Here is a 16,201-nt window from a genome sequence, read left to right as displayed (position 1 = left end):
CGGCGTCGTGCAGTTGTAGGGAAGCTCCAAATTTTCGGTGGCGTCGGGCCTAGTGGCCCATGCCCAGTCCGCCGTCGACGGGGATGACCGCGCCGGAGATGTAGGCGGCCTCGTCGCTGGACAGCCACCTGACCACCCCGGCGACCTCGGCGGGTTCGGCGAACCGTGCCGCCGGGATGGACGCGAGGTATTCCTTCTGGGTGGCCTCGGGCAGCTCGGCGGTCATGTCCGTGTTCACGAAGCCGGGGGCGACGACGTTGGCGGTGATCCCGCGCGATCCGAGTTCGCGGGTGATCGAGCGGGCCATGCCCACCAGTCCTGCCTTCGAGGCGGCGTAGTTGACCTGCCCGGCGGAACCGAGCAGCCCCACCACGGAGGAGATCAGCACGATGCGGCCCTTGCGCGCACGGATCATGCCCTTGGACGCACGTTTGATCACCCGGAAGGCGCCGGTGAGGTTGGTGTCCAGCACCGAGGAGAAATCGTCCTCGTTCATGCGCATCAGCAGCATGTCGCGGGTCATCCCGGCGTTGGCGACCAGCACCTCGACGGGGCCGTGGGCCGCCTCGACCTCGGTGAACGCCGCGTCGATCGACGCCGTATCCGTCACGTCAGCCTTGACGCCGAGCAGGCCCGCGGGGACCTCGCCGCTGCGGTAGGTGATGGCCACCTGGTCGCCGTTGGCCTCGAAGGCCCGGGCGATGGCCAGGCCGATCCCCCGGTTGCCGCCGGTGATCAGGACGCTGCGCGGGGTGTGCTGGGCGTTTTCGGTCATGGGTCCTCCACGTCGGATGGTCATTGGTTTCGGCACCAGTCTATCCACGCGGGCATTCGCGCGCGGGTTCGTCGGATCGACCCGGTGGTGCGACAATGGAAGGGCAGCCCACGGAAGAAAAATGAGCCAGAATCCCCAGCACCCCCACGCGCAGCCCCCGGCGGGCCATCCGCAGCGGATCACCGATGCCGATGAGTCCCGCTCCGCTGACATGCGCTCGCGCACCATCAAGTACACCGTCTCCATGTCGGTGCGCCTGGCCTGCTTCATCGCTGCCTTCTTCGTGCACGGCTGGCTGCAGGTCGTCATGCTCGTGCTGGCGGTGATCCTGCCCTACTTCGCCGTGATCGTCGCCAATGCCAGCGGGACCAACCTGGACAAGCGCAGCGCCAGCAACTACTACGACGCCGTCCCCCCCTCCGAGCTCACCGGCGCCGCCGCGCAGGACGCCGCGGGCACGGTCCCCGACGGGGACGATGCCCCGCGGAACGATGATGACCCGCGGACCGATGACCCGCAGGCCGGGGCGGAGCCCGAACCAGAGGTGCTGCCCGGAGAGTGGTACGTCCCCGAGGCACCCGAGCCCCACGAGGCGCACGAGGCGCACGGAACCCACCGCGGACGGGAACACCACGGCGGATGAGCATTTTCGACCAGCTGTCCGGCGCCGATGGACCGGCTATCCCGACCTGCTCCCGCAAGGGCTGCCGCCAGCCGGCGGCCTGGCAGCTGCTGTGGAACAACCCCCGCATCCACACCCCGGAACGGCGGAAGACCTGGCTTGCCTGCGCGGGGCACCGTGACTGGCTGACCACCTACCTGAGCGAGCGCGGCCTGTTCAAGGAATCGCGCCCCCTTTCCGACGACGCCCAGGAGGGCTGATCCCGTGTACCGATTCCTGGCCAGCACCCGCTGGCTCGGCTGGCTGCTGCTGGTCTGCATCTTCGCGGCCGCCTGCGTGGGGCTGGGCCGCTGGCAGATGAACCGGCTCGATGAGGCCCGGACCGATAATTCCCGGGTCGACGCCAACTACGATGCCCCGCCGATCCCCTTCGCCCAGGCCCGCCCCTACTTCCAAACGCTCCCCGAGGAGAAGGCCTGGACCCCCGTGGCGATGTCCGGGACCTACCTCACCGAGGACACGCTGATCGTGCGCAACCGGCCGAACAACGGCTCGCCCGGCTACGAGGTCCTGGTGCCGTTCCGCACCGAACAGGGAACGGTGGTCGTCATCGACCGCGGGTGGCTGCCCATCGGCGACGACTCCGCGGGCCGACCTGATACCGTCCCCGCCCCCCCGGCGGGAACGGTGCAGGTCACGGCCCGGTTGAAGGTCGGTGAGCCCGATGTCGCCCGCTCCGCGCCGGAAGGGCAGATCGCCTCCGTCGAACTCCCCCGGGTCGCCGACATCCTCGGATACCCGGTAGCCCCCGGGGCCTACGGCGTGCTGGCCTCGGAGCGGCCCGCGGCGGCCACCATGCCGACCGCGTTGGAGCGCCCGTCGGTGGATACCGGCAACCACATGTCCTACTCGCTGCAGTGGTTCGCCTTCGGCGTACTCTCGTTCGTGGGCCTGGGCTACGCCGCCCGCCAGCAGGCGCGCATCAACCGCGAGGACGCCCAGGAAGCCGCCGAGGCCAAGGCCGCCGGCGTCGAGGTCATCCATTCCGCCTACCGGGCGCCCCGGGCACGGCCCACGCGCCGCCGCGGCGACACCCCGACGGACGAGGAGCTTGAGGACGCCTACCTCGACAGCTTCGAGGACCAGGCGAAGCGCTAGGCGGGCTGCCCGGATCCCGTTTCGGGACGCACGCATGGGAGGGCCCCTCAGCCATCGCGTCTGCTCCCGAGGCCGCGACGACGCCTGTTCGGGAGGGGCCCAGGGATAATGGTGAGTCGTACCGTCCGCGCCGGTTCAGCCGACAGGTCAGGTCTTGCTGCTGCCGTACCTCCGCCAGGCGAGATAGAAGGGCGTCAGCAGGATGGCCAACCCGATGACGGACATTGCCACCGTACCGAACGTGTCCGTGTCACCGGGCTCGCCGATGCCGTCGTAGAACAGCTGGGTGCGGATCAGGAAGCCGCCGCCCAGTATGCCCAGGACAACCGCCCCGATCAGCACATTGTCGTGGGTCTGCCGGGCGGCCGTTTTGTCCAACGTGCTGAAGACCAGGAGGACGAGTACGACGACGGGTATGGCCGCGATATAGCAGGCAAACCCGAAGAACGCGACCTGGTTCAAGAAGCCGGCAAGCCCGCCAGCGCTCTTGACGATACCCACGATGGTGCCCACGGCCGTGATCGCCCAGGCACACCATTCGTAGACTTCCTTGACCCGCACAAGACCTTGCGGGACGCTCGGTACACCCGGAACACTACCTTGCTCGGACATGGCGAAATGATATGCGTGAGCGGAGGCCTATACAAGCCTTACGGAGACTCACGAGATGCCAGCGGGGCTTCGCGAGCAAATAGTGTGAGGCACTCGGAACATCTTCGGGAGCATTTTGGCTTGAGTCAAGGCGGATTTGGGTTGCCCCCCGGCAAGTGCCTGGCGCCAAGGTTCCCAAGTACCCCGTTGGAGATGCTCGCGCCCTGTATTGTCTGGGCGTTGATCGGCTGCACGAGGACGTCGGTGGCACCAGCCTTTGTGTGGGTCAGAACCAGTCTGAACCAGTCTGCTATGTAGTTTGAGGCAGTGGCTTCACAGTACTCTGGGGCCGCCCAGACGTTTCCCCTGTCGAATGTCTGCTGGGCCTAGGCGACTGCCATTTCCAGCCACAGCTGCTCGACCACGTGGCCGCACGAGCGGGAACTGATCGAGCTCCGGCATCTCATCAGCCAGCACGGACATGAGATCGGTTATCGGATCATCCTCGTCCCCAGCACAGCTGAGCACGGTCCAATTGGTGGTGCGAAGTGATCGCCATCCGTCGTGCAGATTGTCGGCGGGACCCAGCGGCCCGGTCTCGAGGACGGCGAGTGTGCCGGTCACGTATGCGGTCAGTGCTGCCGTGGCTTCGGCCGACCTGGTATCACACCACCTCGAAACAGCGGGCCCCCGACGATCGCCGGGAGCCCGCAGGGTCAAGCCGAGGGAACCTAGGCCAGCGTCACCAAATCAAGGTAGCTGTCGTTCCACAGGTCCTCGTCGCCATCGGGCAGCAGGACCACGCGCTCGGGGTTGAGCGCCGCCACGGCACCCTCGTCGTGGCTGACCATGACGACGGCGCCGGGGTAGTTGCTCAGCGCGTTGAGGATCTCCGCACGGCTGGCGGGGTCCAGGTTGTTCGTCGGCTCGTCGAGCAGCAGCACGTTGGCGCTGGAGGCCACGATCGTGGCCAGGGCCAGTCGGGTCTTCTCACCACCGGAGAGCACCCCCGCGGGCTTGTTCACGTCGTCGCCGCTGAACATGAAGGACCCCAAAATCCCGCGTACTTCGGCATCGCCGAGGCTGTCGGGAGCCGCGGAGCGCATGTTCTCCAGGACGCTGCGCCCGGTGTCGAGTGTGTCGTGCTCCTGGGCGTAGTAGCCGATCTTCAGCCCGTGCCCGGCGATGATCTCGCCGGTGTCCGGTTCCGCGGCGCCGGCCAGCATCTTCAGGAGGGTCGTCTTGCCCGCACCGTTGAGTCCGAGGATGACGACCTTGGAGCCGCGGTCGATCGCCAGGTCCACGTCCATGAAGATTTCCAGCGACCCGTAGGATTTGCTGAGGTTCTTGGCCATCATGGGGGTCTTGCCGCACGGCGCGGGATCCGGGAAGCGCAGCGCCGCCACGCGGTCCTGCACACGCACGTCCTCCAGTCCGCCCATGAGGCGGTCCACGCGCTTGAGCATGCTCTGCGCCGCGGAGGCACCGGAGGCCCTGGCCTTCATCTTGTTGGCCTGGGCCAGCAACGTAGTGGCCTTCTTCTCGGTGTTGGCACGCTCGCGCTTACGCGACCGCTCGTCGGTCTCGCGCTGTTCGAGATAGCGCTTCCAGCCCAGGTTGTAGAGATCCATGGTGGCGCGGTTGGCATCCAGGTGGATGACCTTGTTCACCGTCGCCTCCAGCAGGCCGGTGTCGTGCGAGATCACCATGAGGCCGCCCTGGTGGTTACGCAGGAACTCGCGCAGCCAGGTGATGGAGTCGGCGTCGAGGTGGTTGGTCGGCTCATCGAGCAGGAGCGTCTCGGCGTCGGCGTAGAGGATCCGGGCCAGCTCCACACGGCGGCGCTGGCCACCGGAGAGCGTGTCCAGACTTTGGTCCAGCAGGCGTTCGGGCAGCGCGAGGTTGTTGCAGATGGCTGCGGCCTCGGCCTCGGCGGCGTATCCGCCGCGTGACATGAACTCGGCGTCCAAGCGGTCGTAGCGGTTCATCGCCTTCGTGCGGATGGCGTCGTCCTCGCTGCCCATTTCCTCATGGCACTTGCGCAGCTTGGTGACGATTTCGTCGAGCCCGCGGGCGGAGAGGATGCGGTCGCGGGCCAGCTGTTCCATGTTGGGGGTGCGCGGATCCTGCGGCAGATAGCCGATGGATCCGTTGCGGATCACCGTGCCGCCAGTGGGCTCCGACTCCCCGGCGAGCACACGGGTCATAGTCGTCTTGCCGGCGCCATTGCGCCCGACCAAGCCGATCTTGTCCCCCTGGTCGATGCGGAAGGAGACACCCTCCATCAGGAGTCGAGCACCGGCACGGAGCTCAAGGTCGGCTACGGAAATCACAAGAAACCTCTCAAATGGAATGCGATGCGCTCACACGCAACCTTTCCAGTGTACGCGCGCTGGACGCCACGCGCTGAGGGTGACGGCTCCCACATCTTGCCCATGGCGCGGCAACAGGCCTTGAACACCGATCAAGTATCATGGTTTCCATGACGCATCACTCACTGGAGACCTCCCGGCGCCCGACCCACCGCACGGCGTGGGGCGCCCGCGACCTGGGGTTGGTTTCCGTGTTCGCCGCCCTGCTGGCCGCGCTGACGCTGGTGCCCGCCGTTCCGGTCGGACCGCTGGGAGTGCCGATCACGCTGCAAACACTGGCGGTCTCGCTGGTGGCCCTGTGCCTGGGGTCGCTGCGCGGCACGGTGAGCGTGCTCCTCTACGTCGTCGTCGGCCTGGCCGGCGTGCCGATCTTCGCCCGGTTCAGCGGCGGCTTCGGGGTCCTGGCCGGGCCCACCGCCGGCTACCTGCTCGCCTTCCCGCTGGCGGCCCTGGTCGCCGGCGCACTGGCCACCCTCGTGCTGCGCAGGACCCGCCGGGCCCGGGTGCTGTGGTTGTTCGCCGCGGCCATGGCCGGCTCCGTCCTCGTCACCCACCCGTTGGGCATCCTGGGCATGAGCATCAACGGGCACATCCCGCTCGGCCAGGCGGCACTGGTCGATCTGGCCTACTGGCCCGGGGACCTGGTGAAGAACCTCGTCGCCGCCCTGGTCGCCGCCACGGTCTTCAAGGCGTTCCCCCGCATGGCGCGCCGCGATTTCACTGCCTAGGCCCATCGGATGATCAGTTTCCACGCGGCCGGCGCCAGCGTCCCCGATCCGGGCGGCGACGGCCCGGACACCGTGCTCCTGGAACCGGCAACCGCGGACCTGGCCGAGCGGCGCATCGCCGTCATCGGCGCCAACGGTTCGGGCAAGTCGACCTTCCTGCGCCTCATCAACGGCCTGGCCCGACCCACCACCGGACGGGTCACGGTCGCCGGGAAGGACACGGTCCGTGACGTCTCGGCCGTCCGCCGCCGCGTCGGCTTCCTGTTCAGCGACCCGCTCGCCCAACTGGTCATGCCGCTTGTGCGCGAGGACGTCGAGCTCTCGCTGAAGGCCACGGTCAAGAACAGGGCACGACGGCGGGAAGCCGCATTGCTCCACCTCGAGGCCATGGGGCTGTCCCATCTGGCCGAACGCAGCGTCCACGACCTCTCCGGCGGTGAGCGCCAATTGGTCGCCCTGACCAGCGTCCTCGCCACCGGCCAGGGCATTCTCGTCGCCGACGAACCGACCACGCTGCTGGATCTGCGCAACAACATCCTGCTCCAGGACACCCTCTTCGGGCTCGACCAGCAGGTCGTCTACGCCACCCACGACCTCGGTTTCGCAGCCCGCGCCGACCGCGCGATCGTCATCGACGCCGGACGGATCGTCCATGATGGTGATCCGCGGGAGGCAGTGGACCGCTACCGCCGCCTGGCGCTGGACCCCGACCGGGGACGCCCCTGATGCGTGGCCATGCCCTTCTCATCGGGTTGCGAATCCCGGGCGGTTCCCCCATCCACCGCGCGCCCTTGTGGCTGAAGTATCTCGTCCTCGTGGCCTGCGGTACCGCCCTCGTCCTCTGGCGTACCCCGCTCACGTCCGCGGTCCTGCTGGCCGTGGGGGTGGTGCTGTATGCGGCAGCGGGTAGGCGGGTGCTGGCCGCGTGGGCGGCGCCGTTGCGGTTCCTGTGGTGGGTTTTGGTGCTCCTGGGCATCTACCAGTGGTGGATGAACGGGCCCTTGACGGCGTTCGTTGTCGTCGGAGGCATGGTGGCTGCCCTGCAACTGGCGCGCCTGCTGCTGTTGACCACCGAACAATCCGTCATCGTCGAGGGACTGGCTCGGGCATGCTCGCCCCTGCGGGTGCTGGGCGTGAATCCCGACGTGGTTGCCCTGGCCGTGGGCCTCATGTTGCGGAGCATCCCGGCCATGCTCGGTTGCATCGCCGACGTCGCCGATGCAGCGCGCGCCCGCGGGTTGGGACGCAATCCCGTTGCGCTGGCCGGGCCTGTGGTGGTCTCGGCGGTCGCCTTTGCCCATCAGACCGGTGACGCGCTGGCAGCCCGCGGCATCCTCGACCACGAACCCGACGATGGCCTTGGGCACGTCGATGCCGGAAGCGCAGGACCAAGAGCGCAGTAGCCCCAGATGGACACGGGCTGCAGGACATATCTCCTACCGGGGCCCGGCCCCGGCCACGGGGCTGCGCAGACGGGACCCCGGTGCACCAAATCCGTCCTCATCCACTCCGAGGGTGGTACGCCAGAAGTGCTCCAAACTGTCGGGGGCGGCTGGCAGGGTGGGGTCATGGAAGCGGTTGCGGAGTTGATCGAGATCGATGGGTGGACGCTCACGCGTACGGCCGGGACCTCCGTGAGCGGCTCCCCCCGGCTGAAGGCTGCCGAGACGTTGGCCCGCTTTGCCGAGTCCGAGAAGTTCAGGGCCGCTGCGATGCTCCACGAGGAGGCCCAGCACGCTGTCGATCCCCGCTTGGAGGCTCTCGAAGCCCGGCGCGGCATGCAGATCTCCCTGCGGACTGGACGGATGGTTTCCTTCGCGGCCACCGAGAGCGCCGCCATGGAGATCGCACTCCTCTCCGGTCTATCCCAAGGCCAAGCGCACCGGATCTTGGTACAAGCAGAGACCCTGGTGATGGATACGCCCGAGGTCCTTGAATCCATGGCCCTGGGGCGGATCGGGACCAGCCATGTCCAACGCATTCTGGAACACGCCCACCACATCGTTCCGGAGCCGTTGCCGGTGCCACGCAAGGAAGCCGACGAGGCTACGAAGGAGCAGTGGGAGCGGGAGATTGCCGAGCGCGCGGCCAAGGCACGCGCGGACCGGCGTGACTTCGGTGTCGACATGCTCGCCCTGGCGCCAGGCAAATGCCCGTCGCAATTGCGTGCCCGCGGCCGGCAGGTGTTGGAGAAGTACTACGGACTGTCCTTCACGAAACGGTCCCGGACCGCACTCAGAGATCGCAGGATCAGCCTAGAGGAAGCTGGCGACGGAATGACCTGGCTCTCCGGGTTCCTGCCCACAGCCAGTTGCCAGGCGATCTTCTCCAAGATCGATTCAATGGCCCGGCTGCTCAAATCCGATCCAGACTCCGCGGCCGCGGTCTCCCGGGCCGCCCAGGAGGCAGCGGACGCTGGTGATACCGCAGTCGAGACAGGAGAACCGGGTCAAGATCCTGCAGAAACCCGGACCATGGACCAGCTTCGCGCGGACGTTTTCACCGATTGTTCCGATTCTCAGATTATTCCGATTTCTGCGTGAGCGGTCCTGTGGCTTGTACGATCTCTCCTTGCGATCGGGATAAACCTGTTGGGCCCGGAAGCTAGCGCCCGGCATCCTGGGCCGGGGAATTCCCCATGGACTCGGGAAGAGTGGCCTGTGCATCGTGGTGTGACCGCGGCCCGTTCCCGAGTGGCCGCGACCATCCGATGGAGGTCTGGGTCATGGAGAAGGGTCTATCAACGCTTGTCGGGGGCGTGCTGGCGGAAGCCAAGCGCATTGGCTTGGCCGATTCGACAGTCGGGTACTACCGAAGCTGCTGCCGCGTGGTGGTTCGGTACTGCGAGAGCCGGGGGATCGATCGGTTGACAGAAAAGATCGTGGCGGAGTTCCTGCCGGCCATGGACGAACGGGTGCAGCGTGGTCAGATCGGTCCCATGACGCGGTCGACGCTGGAGAAGACAGCCGAGATGATGCTGCAGTTCCAGCAGACCGGTGCCGTTCTCTGGCGACGGCGCAGGCCGCCCTCGGGCTTGGGAACACCGGGGGAATCAGTCCTTGTTGCCTTCGCGGAGTCGCTGCATGACGAGCTGGCATCGCGTTCGGTGAGCTCGATGGTCGGCGAGGTGCGCCAGTTCCTGCGCTATCTGGAAGGCACCGGCTGCACCCTTGGATCTGTGACGCTTGATGAGGTCCGCGGCTTCCTCGTCGAGGCCGGGCCCCGTCACACCTCGGGCATGGGCAACACCGTGTGGGCCATCAAACGGTTCTTCAGGTTCGCCAACCAGGAGGGCTACTCGATGTTGGGGGTCGAGGTGATGCTGGCCAGAGTCGGGCCGCGGCGAGTACGGGCGCTGCCGTGCTTCACACCCGAGGAGACCGCCCGGATCCTCGCCGCGATCGAGACCGGCTCTGCGCGCGGGAAGAGGGACTACGCGATGGTCCGGTTGGCGTTGTCGACCGGATTGCGCTGCGGCGACATCCTCTCGCTGAGGTTGGAGCAGATCGACTGGCACCGGGATGAGATCCGCCTGGTCCAGCACAAGACCTCGGCACCGCTGACGCTGCCGCTGTCGGCAGAGGCCGGCAATGCGATCGCGGACTGGCTCCTGCATGGCAGACCGGCATGCCATGCGCCCGAGGTCTTCGTCCGCGTCCGCGCCCCGTTCGTGAAGCTGAGCGGGCCGACCGGGGCGCAGGTCATGAACCGGTGGCTCCCCAAGGCCGGCGTGTCCCACCGGGCCCACGACGGCAAGACCTTCCACGCCCTGCGTCGCACGACGGGCACCCGCCTGGTCGAGTCCGGCGCCGAGCTGGAGCTGGCCGCCCAGGTCCTCGGCCACGGCCGCCTCGACTCCTCGAGGCGCTACATCGCCTTGGCCGACGGGTCCCTGCGGGAATGCTGCCTGCCGCTTGACCAGTTCGCCCCCACCATGGAGGCCCTGCGATGAACGCGTTGTTCGGCAGCGGCTTCGCCTCCCACATCGAGGCGATGCTCGAATGGCGGACCGGTCTGGGCTACGCGAGGACCTTGGCCTATCCGATGCAGCGCTTCGACAAGTTCTGCCAGACCCATCGACCCGGCGAGACGATTCTGACGCGGGAGCTGGTGACGGCCTGGTGCGCGGAAGGAACCTGCACCGAATGGCCGGCGTACAAAACCCGCGCGATCCGCGAGTTCGGCAAGTACCTGACGATGATCGGCATCGAAGCGTTCCTCCTGCCCTCCGACTGGATCAGTCGCCCCGCCAGGACCCTGCCGCACATGTTCACCGACGAGGAGCTGACCTGCTTCTTCGCGGCGACTGACTCATTCCCGGCGAACCCGGCAAGCCCGTTCCGCGAATACACGATCCCGGTGTTGTTCCGGCTGGTGCTCGGCTGCGGGCTACGGCCGCAGGAAGCCCGGCGGCTGCGCCGCCGTGACATCGACTACGACCAGGCGGTCGTGGTGATCGAACAGTCAAAGCGCAACAAGGACCGCCGTGTCCCGATCGATGCCGGCATGGCCGCCCTGCTGGCCCGCTATGAGGAACTGGCGAACCTGCGCCGCCCCGACCGGGAGTTCTTCTTCGAATACCACCCCGGACAGCCATATCCGGGCCGTTGGCTGACCGCTTCGTACCACCGGTGTTGCGCCATCGCCGGGGACCTGGCACCTGGCTCGACGCCCTACACGCTGCGCCACAACTTCGCCACACGCACCCTGACGCGCTGGGTCGAGGAAGGCCGCGACCTCAACGTGTGGCTGCCCTACCTGTCGGCCTACATGGGCCACGAGAGCTACTCCGGCACCGCCTACTACATCCATTTGCTGCCCGAGAGACTGTCCGCCACAGGGCTGACCGGCGTGGCAGGAATCATCCCGGAAGTGACGCCATGACCACGTCTAACGACAGCTTCTACCGGCATCTGCGCGAGTGGTTCACCGTGTTCCTGCCCCGGCAACGCGGCGCCAGCCCGCACACCATCACCTCTTGTCGCCACACCTGGAACATGCTCCTGGCCTACCTCGCCGAGAGCCGACAAGTTCCGCTGGACCGGATCACCTTCACGATCCTGGACCGTGCCTGCGTCCTCGGATTCCTGGAGCACATGAGGACCACACGTGGATGGACGGCGACGACCTACAACCAGCGCCTGGCCTGTATCCGTTCCTTCTTCAGGTACGCCGCCACCGCCGAACCGACACTGGCCATGCACCTGACCGAGCTCAACGGCATCCCCGCGCTGAAGGCCCCGGCTACCCCGACCGTTCGCCACTTGACGACCACCGCCATCGCCGCCCTGCTGGCCACTCCCGACCCCGCCACCAGGATCGGTGCGCGAGACCAGTTCTTCATGATCCTCATGTATGACCTGGCCGCCCGCGACGCCGAGTTGCTCGCCCTGACCCTCGGCGACATCGACGTCAAACGGCTCACCGTCGAGCTGACAGGGAAGGGATCCAAACCCCGCCGCCTGCCCATCACCACCGAGACCGCCGCCCACTGCCGCCGCTACACCGCAGCCTTCCACCCCGATCCTGACCCGGCGCAACCGCTGTTCTACACGATCCACGGACACCGCAAGACCCCCATGTCCGACGACAACGTCGCCAGGTTCTTGCGGCAGCACGGTGCCAAGGCCCGTGAAAGCTGCCCCGAAATACCAGAGAAAATCCACCCCCACATGCTGCGGCACTCCCGGGCCATGCACCTCTACCAAGCAGGCATGCCCCTGGCGCTACTCACCGAATGGCTCGGTCACGCTGACCCCGAGACCACGCTGATTTACGCACACGCTGACACTGAAATGAAACGTCAAGCCCTCGCCAAAGCCACCGGCGGAATCAGCACCAGTCCACCAGCCGTACCGATCTGGCACCACCACGAGGACATCATCCAGCGCCTATGCGGCCTCACCGGAGGCTAACCCTTTTATCCCGACAACCGCACCACCGGTGCAACTCCGCCCCAGGTCACGCGCCCGTCCAGCAACGACACCAACCCTTCTCGGAATAATCTGAGAATCGGAACAATCTGTGTTATTCCGAGGTCGGAATAACACCGACATGCTGCTGAACGGCCCGCGCGGCCAAGGGCTGGAAACGGTCAATGCCGAGGTTTTCGTCGCGATTCCCGCCACCATGCTCCCGGGGATACCCGGCGGGCCGACGGCCATCGACGCCACCCCGGTGAACGGCCACGGTGCCGCGGCAGACGATGAAGCAATCGGGACCCAGAGCCTGGATCGCACCGACATCCTTGCCGGCTCCCCGCCCGAACCATCCGCGAACGACAGGTCCGACGTGTTGGCCACGGCCGAACTCCCGCCCGGGGATCCTGTCCCCACATTGCTTGGCGGCGGGGTAATCGACCAGGAATCCGCCGCACGACTGATGATTGCAGCCAAGACCTGGTGGCGATTGGTCACCGACCCAGTTACCGGGGCCATTGTCGCTTTCGGCCAGGACCGCTACCGTCCAAGCGCTGCCCAGCGCGCGGCGTTGCAGTTCCGTGATGGCGGGTGCACGACCCCGGGATGCACGGGGCCGGCCCGGTACTGCGAGGTCGACCACACCACCGAATGGCAGGACGGCGGCAACACGGACATCGCTAACACCCAACTCAGGTGCAAACGCTGCCACCGCATGAAGTCGCTGGGCCTGATCGACGTCGAACAACGCGCCGGTGGAACCACTCTGGTCACCAGCCTCTTCGGCACAAAAAAGGTCTCCTACCCTGCTGCCCCATGGGCGGTGGCCGATCCCGGCAATTCCTTCGCACAGCCGGTGGAGGGCCCCTCGGCACCACCGGCCGACCCGGACGCGCTGATCCCCGACGTCGACGAGTATTATCTGCCGACCCGGAAGCGCCCGGACCCCGACACCGACGACGAGGACCTGGAGGAGACGGACATCCTGAAGGAGTGGGAGGCCGACCAGGACTTGACCCGACGGATGCTCGCGGAAGGCGACCCGCAGGCTGCGGACCATCCCGGCGAACGTGCCATGGCGCACACCTTCGTCGACGACATCCCGGCCGACGCGGCTTGGGAACAGCCACAGGACCTTGATCCCGATCCACCGCTGCTGGACCAGGAGATCTCCGAGGAAAAGTTCGAAGCGGGGCACTACCAGCAACTCCAAGTGCGCGAATGGGGCCAAGTCCAAGACGTACCCGACTCCTCCAGCCCGGACCCCGGGCACGGACGCTATGCGCAGACCGGCCATGCCAAGGCCACCCGAAAACGCCGCCTCAAACGGAATGCCGGAGAGTACGGACCACCAGCCATCCAACGCCCCGACGACCGCGACAATCCGCTCCGCCCGCCGCCGGAGCCCCCACCGGATTCGCCCGAGGAACCGCCATACTGACAGCCTTCATCGGCTTGCTGCACGGATCCCGGGGGCGCCAACGTCTGCTGCATGTTAAAGGCGGCGATGCCCCCACCTCGCAAGGTGGGGGCATCGCCGCCGTTTGCATCGGTCGCACCAACGGGCGCCGCCAACGAGACGAACGCGTGGCTAGATGTTGAAGCCGAGCGCCCGCATCTGGTCCCGTCCGTCGTCCGTGATCCGTTCCGGACCCCACGGCGGCATCCAGACCCAGTTCAGGCGGTGTTCATCGACCACGTTGTCCATCGCTCCGGCGACCTGCTCCTCGAGGATGTCGGTGAGCGGGCAGGCGGCGGTAGTCAGCGTCATGTCGATGAGCAGAACGCCGTCATCGGCGTACTTCAACCCATAGAGTAGGCCCAAATCAACGATGTTGACCCCGAGTTCGGGATCGATCACGTCTTTGAGGGCTTCCTCTACGTCTTCGAGCGGGGTGCGGTCGGTCCCCGCTGCTGCTTCGGTGGCGCTCATGGCTAGGCTCCTACGGGGAGGAAGCGATCGTAGCCCTCTTCCTCGAGACGATCGGCCAGGTCCGGTCCGCCCTGCTCGGCGATGCGGCCGTCTACGAACACGTGCACGAAGTCTGGCTTGATGTAGCGCAGGATCCGCGTGTAGTGGGTGATCAGCAGGGTGCCCATCTCGTGGCCCTCGGCGGCGCGGTTAACGCCTTCGGAGACCACCTTCAGGGCGTCGACGTCGAGACCGGAATCGGTCTCATCGAGGACGGCAAACTTGGGCTTGAAGAGCTCGAGCTGGAGGATCTCCACGCGCTTCTTCTCGCCGCCCGAGAAGCCCTCGTTGACGTTGCGCCCGGCGAAGTCGGCGTCGATCTTCAGTTCGGCCATGGCCGCCTTGACGTCCTTGGTCCAGTGGCGCAGGCTCGGTGCCTCCCCGTCGATGGCAGTCTTCGCCGTACGCAGGAAGTTGGTCATGGTGACGCCGGGGACCTCAACCGGGTACTGCATGGCCAGGAAGAGGCCGGCGCGTGCCCGGGCATCGACGCTCATCGCCAGCACGTCGTCACCGTCGAGGGTGATCGTGCCGGAGGTGACGTTGTAGCGGGGGTGGCCGGCAATGGTGGAGGCAAGAGTCGACTTCCCCGAACCGTTGGGGCCCATGATGGCGTGGGTTTCACCGGTGTTGATGGTGAGAGTGACGCCCTTGAGGATTTCCTTGCTGCCTTGCTCCGTATCGATGGAGACGTGCAGGTCCTTGATTTCCAGGGTAGACATTGGTGTCCGTTCTCTGACGTGCCGGCCGGGCCGGCAAGGTTCACTGGGTGGGGTGGCCGTGGGCCTAGTTTTCGGTGGCCGCGAGTTCGGCTTCGACGGTGTCGTACAAGCGGGTCTGCAGTTCCTCGACGCCGATCTTCTGGATGATCTCATTGAGGAAGCCGCGAACGACCAGACGGCGGGCAGTCTTCTCGTCGATGCCACGGGACATGAGGTAGAAGAGGTGCTCGTCGTCGAAACGACCGGTCGTGCTGGCATGGCCGGCACCCTCGATCAGACCCGTCTCGATTTCGAGGTTCGGCACCGAGTCGGCGCGGGCGCCGTCGGTCAGGACCAGGTTGCGGTTGGCTTCGTAGGAGTCTGTCCCCTCGGCCTCCTTGCGGATCAGCACGTCGCCGACCCACACGGTGTGCGCGTCCTTGCCCTGCAGCGCACCCTTGTAGAGCACGTTGGAGGTGCACCGCGGCTGCGCGTGGTCCACGAAAAGGCGGTGCTCGAGGTGCTGGCCGGCGTCGGCGAAGTACAGGCCGAACATTTCTGCCTTGGCGCCGGTGCCGGCGAACCGTGCCGACGGCGTCAGACGCACCATATCCCCACCGAAGGTGACGACGATGTGCTTGAACTGGGCGTCCTTGGCGACCTTGGCCTGCTGCGAACTGGCGTGGATGGAGTCGTCCTCCCAGGCCTGGACGCTGACGACGGTGAGGTTGGCGCCTTCCTGGACGTCAATCTCGATGTTCTCCGCCACGACGGCGCTGCCCACGTGGTCGATGACGACCAGCCCACGGGAGTTTGGCTCCGCGACGACGACCACATGCTGGGCCGCCGCTTCCAGGCCTGCACCGGTGAGGGTGAGGGTGGCCTTGACGTTTTCGGCGTTTGCGCCGATGGTCAACACCGTGGCCTCAGTAGCCGCGTTCCAACCGTTGGCGGCGACGCGGTCCTCGGGGATGCCGGCGGAGCCGACGCGGGCGTCGTCCATGCCGACGGTCTCCACCGTGGCGCCATCGCTGACGTCTGTCGTCACGGTCGGTGCGGTTCCGGTGGGAACGTTCTTGTGCAGCCCGCCCAGGCGCTTCAGGGGGGTGAAGCGCCAGTCCTCTTCGCGGCCGGTCAGGGCCTTGAAGTCCTCCAGCCGGTAGCTGGTGAGGCGGCCGGCTCGCGAGGAGTCGGGCACGCCGGCACCGGCACCATGGCTGTGGGCCTTGCTGGCGTCCCCGCCGAGCGGTGAGCTGTCCTCATTGAGCGGGGAGAGGTTTTCGCCCTCTTCGGTAAAGCCGGCGATGGCGGGCGCGCCGATGCGTGCCTTCTCGCCGGAGAATGCTGTTGCGGTATCAGTCATG

At 66.8% G+C, this 16,201-nt stretch carries 17 protein-coding genes; 11 read left to right on the top strand and 6 right to left on the bottom strand.

Annotated features, from left to right (window positions below):
* Positions 1 to 49: 49 nt before the first annotated feature.
* Entirely contained in the window at positions 50 to 775 is a 726-nt protein-coding gene (locus AC1MEQ_RS00855; protein ID WP_479793102.1) for a beta-ketoacyl-ACP reductase, read from the bottom strand.
* A 121-nt stretch (positions 776 to 896) separates the two neighbouring features.
* Here AC1MEQ_RS00855 and AC1MEQ_RS00850 point away from each other — a divergent pair, with 121 nt between their 5' ends.
* From AC1MEQ_RS00850 to AC1MEQ_RS00840, 3 genes are read left to right on the top strand one after another with little or no spacing between them, the layout of a single operon-like run.
* Positions 897 to 1,418 (top strand): DUF3099 domain-containing protein, encoded by a 522-nt coding sequence (locus AC1MEQ_RS00850; protein WP_479793100.1) that lies wholly within the window; start codon positions 897 to 899, stop codon positions 1,416 to 1,418.
* The gene (locus AC1MEQ_RS00845; protein WP_479793099.1) at positions 1,415 to 1,657 is read left to right on the top strand and encodes a hypothetical protein; all 243 of its coding nucleotides are present in this window, start codon (positions 1,415 to 1,417) and stop codon (positions 1,655 to 1,657) included. Before AC1MEQ_RS00850 ends, AC1MEQ_RS00845 begins: the two co-directional genes overlap by 4 nt.
* Positions 1,658 to 1,661: 4 nt before the next feature.
* Positions 1,662 to 2,555, top strand: coding sequence for an SURF1 family cytochrome oxidase biogenesis protein (locus AC1MEQ_RS00840; protein ID WP_479793097.1), 894 nt, complete (start codon positions 1,662 to 1,664; stop codon positions 2,553 to 2,555).
* Positions 2,556 to 2,702: 147 nt separating this feature from the next.
* Here AC1MEQ_RS00840 and AC1MEQ_RS00835 read toward each other — a convergent pair whose 3' ends face one another.
* Positions 2,703 to 3,167, bottom strand: a complete 465-nt coding sequence (locus tag AC1MEQ_RS00835; RefSeq protein ID WP_479793096.1) for a hypothetical protein — start codon at positions 3,165 to 3,167, stop codon at positions 2,703 to 2,705.
* Between the two features lie 710 nt (positions 3,168 to 3,877).
* Positions 3,878 to 5,479, bottom strand: coding sequence for an ABC-F family ATP-binding cassette domain-containing protein (locus tag AC1MEQ_RS00830; protein WP_479793094.1), 1,602 nt, complete (start codon positions 5,477 to 5,479; stop codon positions 3,878 to 3,880).
* Between the two features lie 149 nt (positions 5,480 to 5,628).
* Between AC1MEQ_RS00830 and AC1MEQ_RS00825 the strand changes: the two genes are divergently transcribed.
* The 8 genes from AC1MEQ_RS00825 (at position 5,629) to AC1MEQ_RS00790 (ending at position 13,605) form a co-directional block, all read left to right on the top strand.
* Complete coding sequence (locus AC1MEQ_RS00825) at positions 5,629 to 6,246, top strand: biotin transporter BioY (RefSeq protein ID WP_479793092.1); 618 nt, start codon at positions 5,629 to 5,631, stop codon at positions 6,244 to 6,246.
* 9 nt (positions 6,247 to 6,255) lie between these two features.
* Positions 6,256 to 6,972, top strand: a complete 717-nt coding sequence (locus AC1MEQ_RS00820; protein ID WP_479793090.1) for an energy-coupling factor ABC transporter ATP-binding protein — start codon at positions 6,256 to 6,258, stop codon at positions 6,970 to 6,972.
* Positions 6,973 to 7,037: 65 nt separating this feature from the next.
* The gene (locus tag AC1MEQ_RS00815; protein WP_479793088.1) at positions 7,038 to 7,649 is read left to right on the top strand and encodes a CbiQ family ECF transporter T component; all 612 of its coding nucleotides are present in this window, start codon (positions 7,038 to 7,040) and stop codon (positions 7,647 to 7,649) included.
* 165 nt (positions 7,650 to 7,814) lie between these two features.
* Positions 7,815 to 8,789, top strand: coding sequence for a DUF222 domain-containing protein (locus AC1MEQ_RS00810; protein WP_479793086.1), 975 nt, complete (start codon positions 7,815 to 7,817; stop codon positions 8,787 to 8,789).
* A 323-nt stretch (positions 8,790 to 9,112) separates the two neighbouring features.
* Entirely contained in the window at positions 9,113 to 10,198 is a 1,086-nt protein-coding gene (locus tag AC1MEQ_RS00805; RefSeq protein ID WP_479790704.1) for a site-specific integrase, read from the top strand.
* Positions 10,195 to 11,130, top strand: coding sequence for a tyrosine-type recombinase/integrase (locus AC1MEQ_RS00800; RefSeq protein WP_479790705.1), 936 nt, complete (start codon positions 10,195 to 10,197; stop codon positions 11,128 to 11,130). The genes AC1MEQ_RS00805 and AC1MEQ_RS00800 overlap by 4 nt, the downstream gene beginning before the upstream one ends.
* Positions 11,127 to 12,161 (top strand): tyrosine-type recombinase/integrase, encoded by a 1,035-nt coding sequence (locus AC1MEQ_RS00795; RefSeq protein WP_479790706.1) that lies wholly within the window; start codon positions 11,127 to 11,129, stop codon positions 12,159 to 12,161. Before AC1MEQ_RS00800 ends, AC1MEQ_RS00795 begins: the two co-directional genes overlap by 4 nt.
* Positions 12,162 to 12,300: 139 nt before the next feature.
* A complete protein-coding gene (locus AC1MEQ_RS00790) occupies positions 12,301 to 13,605 on the top strand; it encodes an HNH endonuclease signature motif containing protein (RefSeq protein ID WP_479793084.1) in 1,305 nt (434 codons plus the stop codon).
* A 150-nt stretch (positions 13,606 to 13,755) separates the two neighbouring features.
* Here AC1MEQ_RS00790 and AC1MEQ_RS00785 read toward each other — a convergent pair whose 3' ends face one another.
* The 3 genes from AC1MEQ_RS00785 to sufD form a co-directional block, all read right to left on the bottom strand.
* Positions 13,756 to 14,097: a metal-sulfur cluster assembly factor gene (locus AC1MEQ_RS00785; protein WP_479793082.1), complete on the bottom strand. Its 342-nt coding sequence runs from the start codon at positions 14,095 to 14,097 to the stop codon at positions 13,756 to 13,758.
* Between the two features lie 2 nt (positions 14,098 to 14,099).
* Positions 14,100 to 14,858: a Fe-S cluster assembly ATPase SufC gene (gene sufC / locus AC1MEQ_RS00780; RefSeq protein ID WP_479793080.1), complete on the bottom strand. Its 759-nt coding sequence runs from the start codon at positions 14,856 to 14,858 to the stop codon at positions 14,100 to 14,102.
* A 64-nt stretch (positions 14,859 to 14,922) separates the two neighbouring features.
* On the bottom strand, positions 14,923 to 16,200 hold the full coding sequence (gene sufD, locus AC1MEQ_RS00775; RefSeq protein ID WP_479793078.1) for a Fe-S cluster assembly protein SufD: 1,278 nt from the start codon (positions 16,198 to 16,200) through the stop codon (positions 14,923 to 14,925).
* Position 16,201 lies beyond the last annotated feature (1 nt).

It is taken from the genome of Arthrobacter sp. ASL1, assembly GCF_056680475.1.
Note: the sequence above shows the minus strand (reverse complement) of the source record. Positions and strands in the feature narration are given on the sequence as shown.

Bases quoted from the DNA above. Each gene is read 5' to 3' on its own strand.
- AC1MEQ_RS00855 (WP_479793102.1), bottom strand. From the start codon at position 775: ATGACCGAAAACGCCCAGCACACCCCGCGCAGCGTCCTGATCACCGGC.
- AC1MEQ_RS00850 (WP_479793100.1), top strand. From the start codon at position 897: ATGAGCCAGAATCCCCAGCACCCCCACGCGCAGCCCCCGGCGGGCCAT.
- AC1MEQ_RS00845 (WP_479793099.1), top strand. From the start codon at position 1,415: ATGAGCATTTTCGACCAGCTGTCCGGCGCCGATGGACCGGCTATCCCG.
- AC1MEQ_RS00835 (WP_479793096.1), bottom strand. From the start codon at position 3,167: ATGTCCGAGCAAGGTAGTGTTCCGGGTGTACCGAGCGTCCCGCAAGGT.
- AC1MEQ_RS00825 (WP_479793092.1), top strand. From the start codon at position 5,629: ATGACGCATCACTCACTGGAGACCTCCCGGCGCCCGACCCACCGCACG.
- AC1MEQ_RS00820 (WP_479793090.1), top strand. From the start codon at position 6,256: ATGATCAGTTTCCACGCGGCCGGCGCCAGCGTCCCCGATCCGGGCGGC.
- AC1MEQ_RS00810 (WP_479793086.1), top strand. From the start codon at position 7,815: ATGGAAGCGGTTGCGGAGTTGATCGAGATCGATGGGTGGACGCTCACG.
- AC1MEQ_RS00800 (WP_479790705.1), top strand. From the start codon at position 10,195: ATGAACGCGTTGTTCGGCAGCGGCTTCGCCTCCCACATCGAGGCGATG.
- AC1MEQ_RS00795 (WP_479790706.1), top strand. From the start codon at position 11,127: ATGACCACGTCTAACGACAGCTTCTACCGGCATCTGCGCGAGTGGTTC.
- AC1MEQ_RS00790 (WP_479793084.1), top strand. From the start codon at position 12,301: ATGCTGCTGAACGGCCCGCGCGGCCAAGGGCTGGAAACGGTCAATGCC.
- AC1MEQ_RS00785 (WP_479793082.1), bottom strand. From the start codon at position 14,097: ATGAGCGCCACCGAAGCAGCAGCGGGGACCGACCGCACCCCGCTCGAA.
- sufC (WP_479793080.1), bottom strand. From the start codon at position 14,858: ATGTCTACCCTGGAAATCAAGGACCTGCACGTCTCCATCGATACGGAG.
- sufD (WP_479793078.1), bottom strand. From the start codon at position 16,200: ATGACTGATACCGCAACAGCATTCTCCGGCGAGAAGGCACGCATCGGC.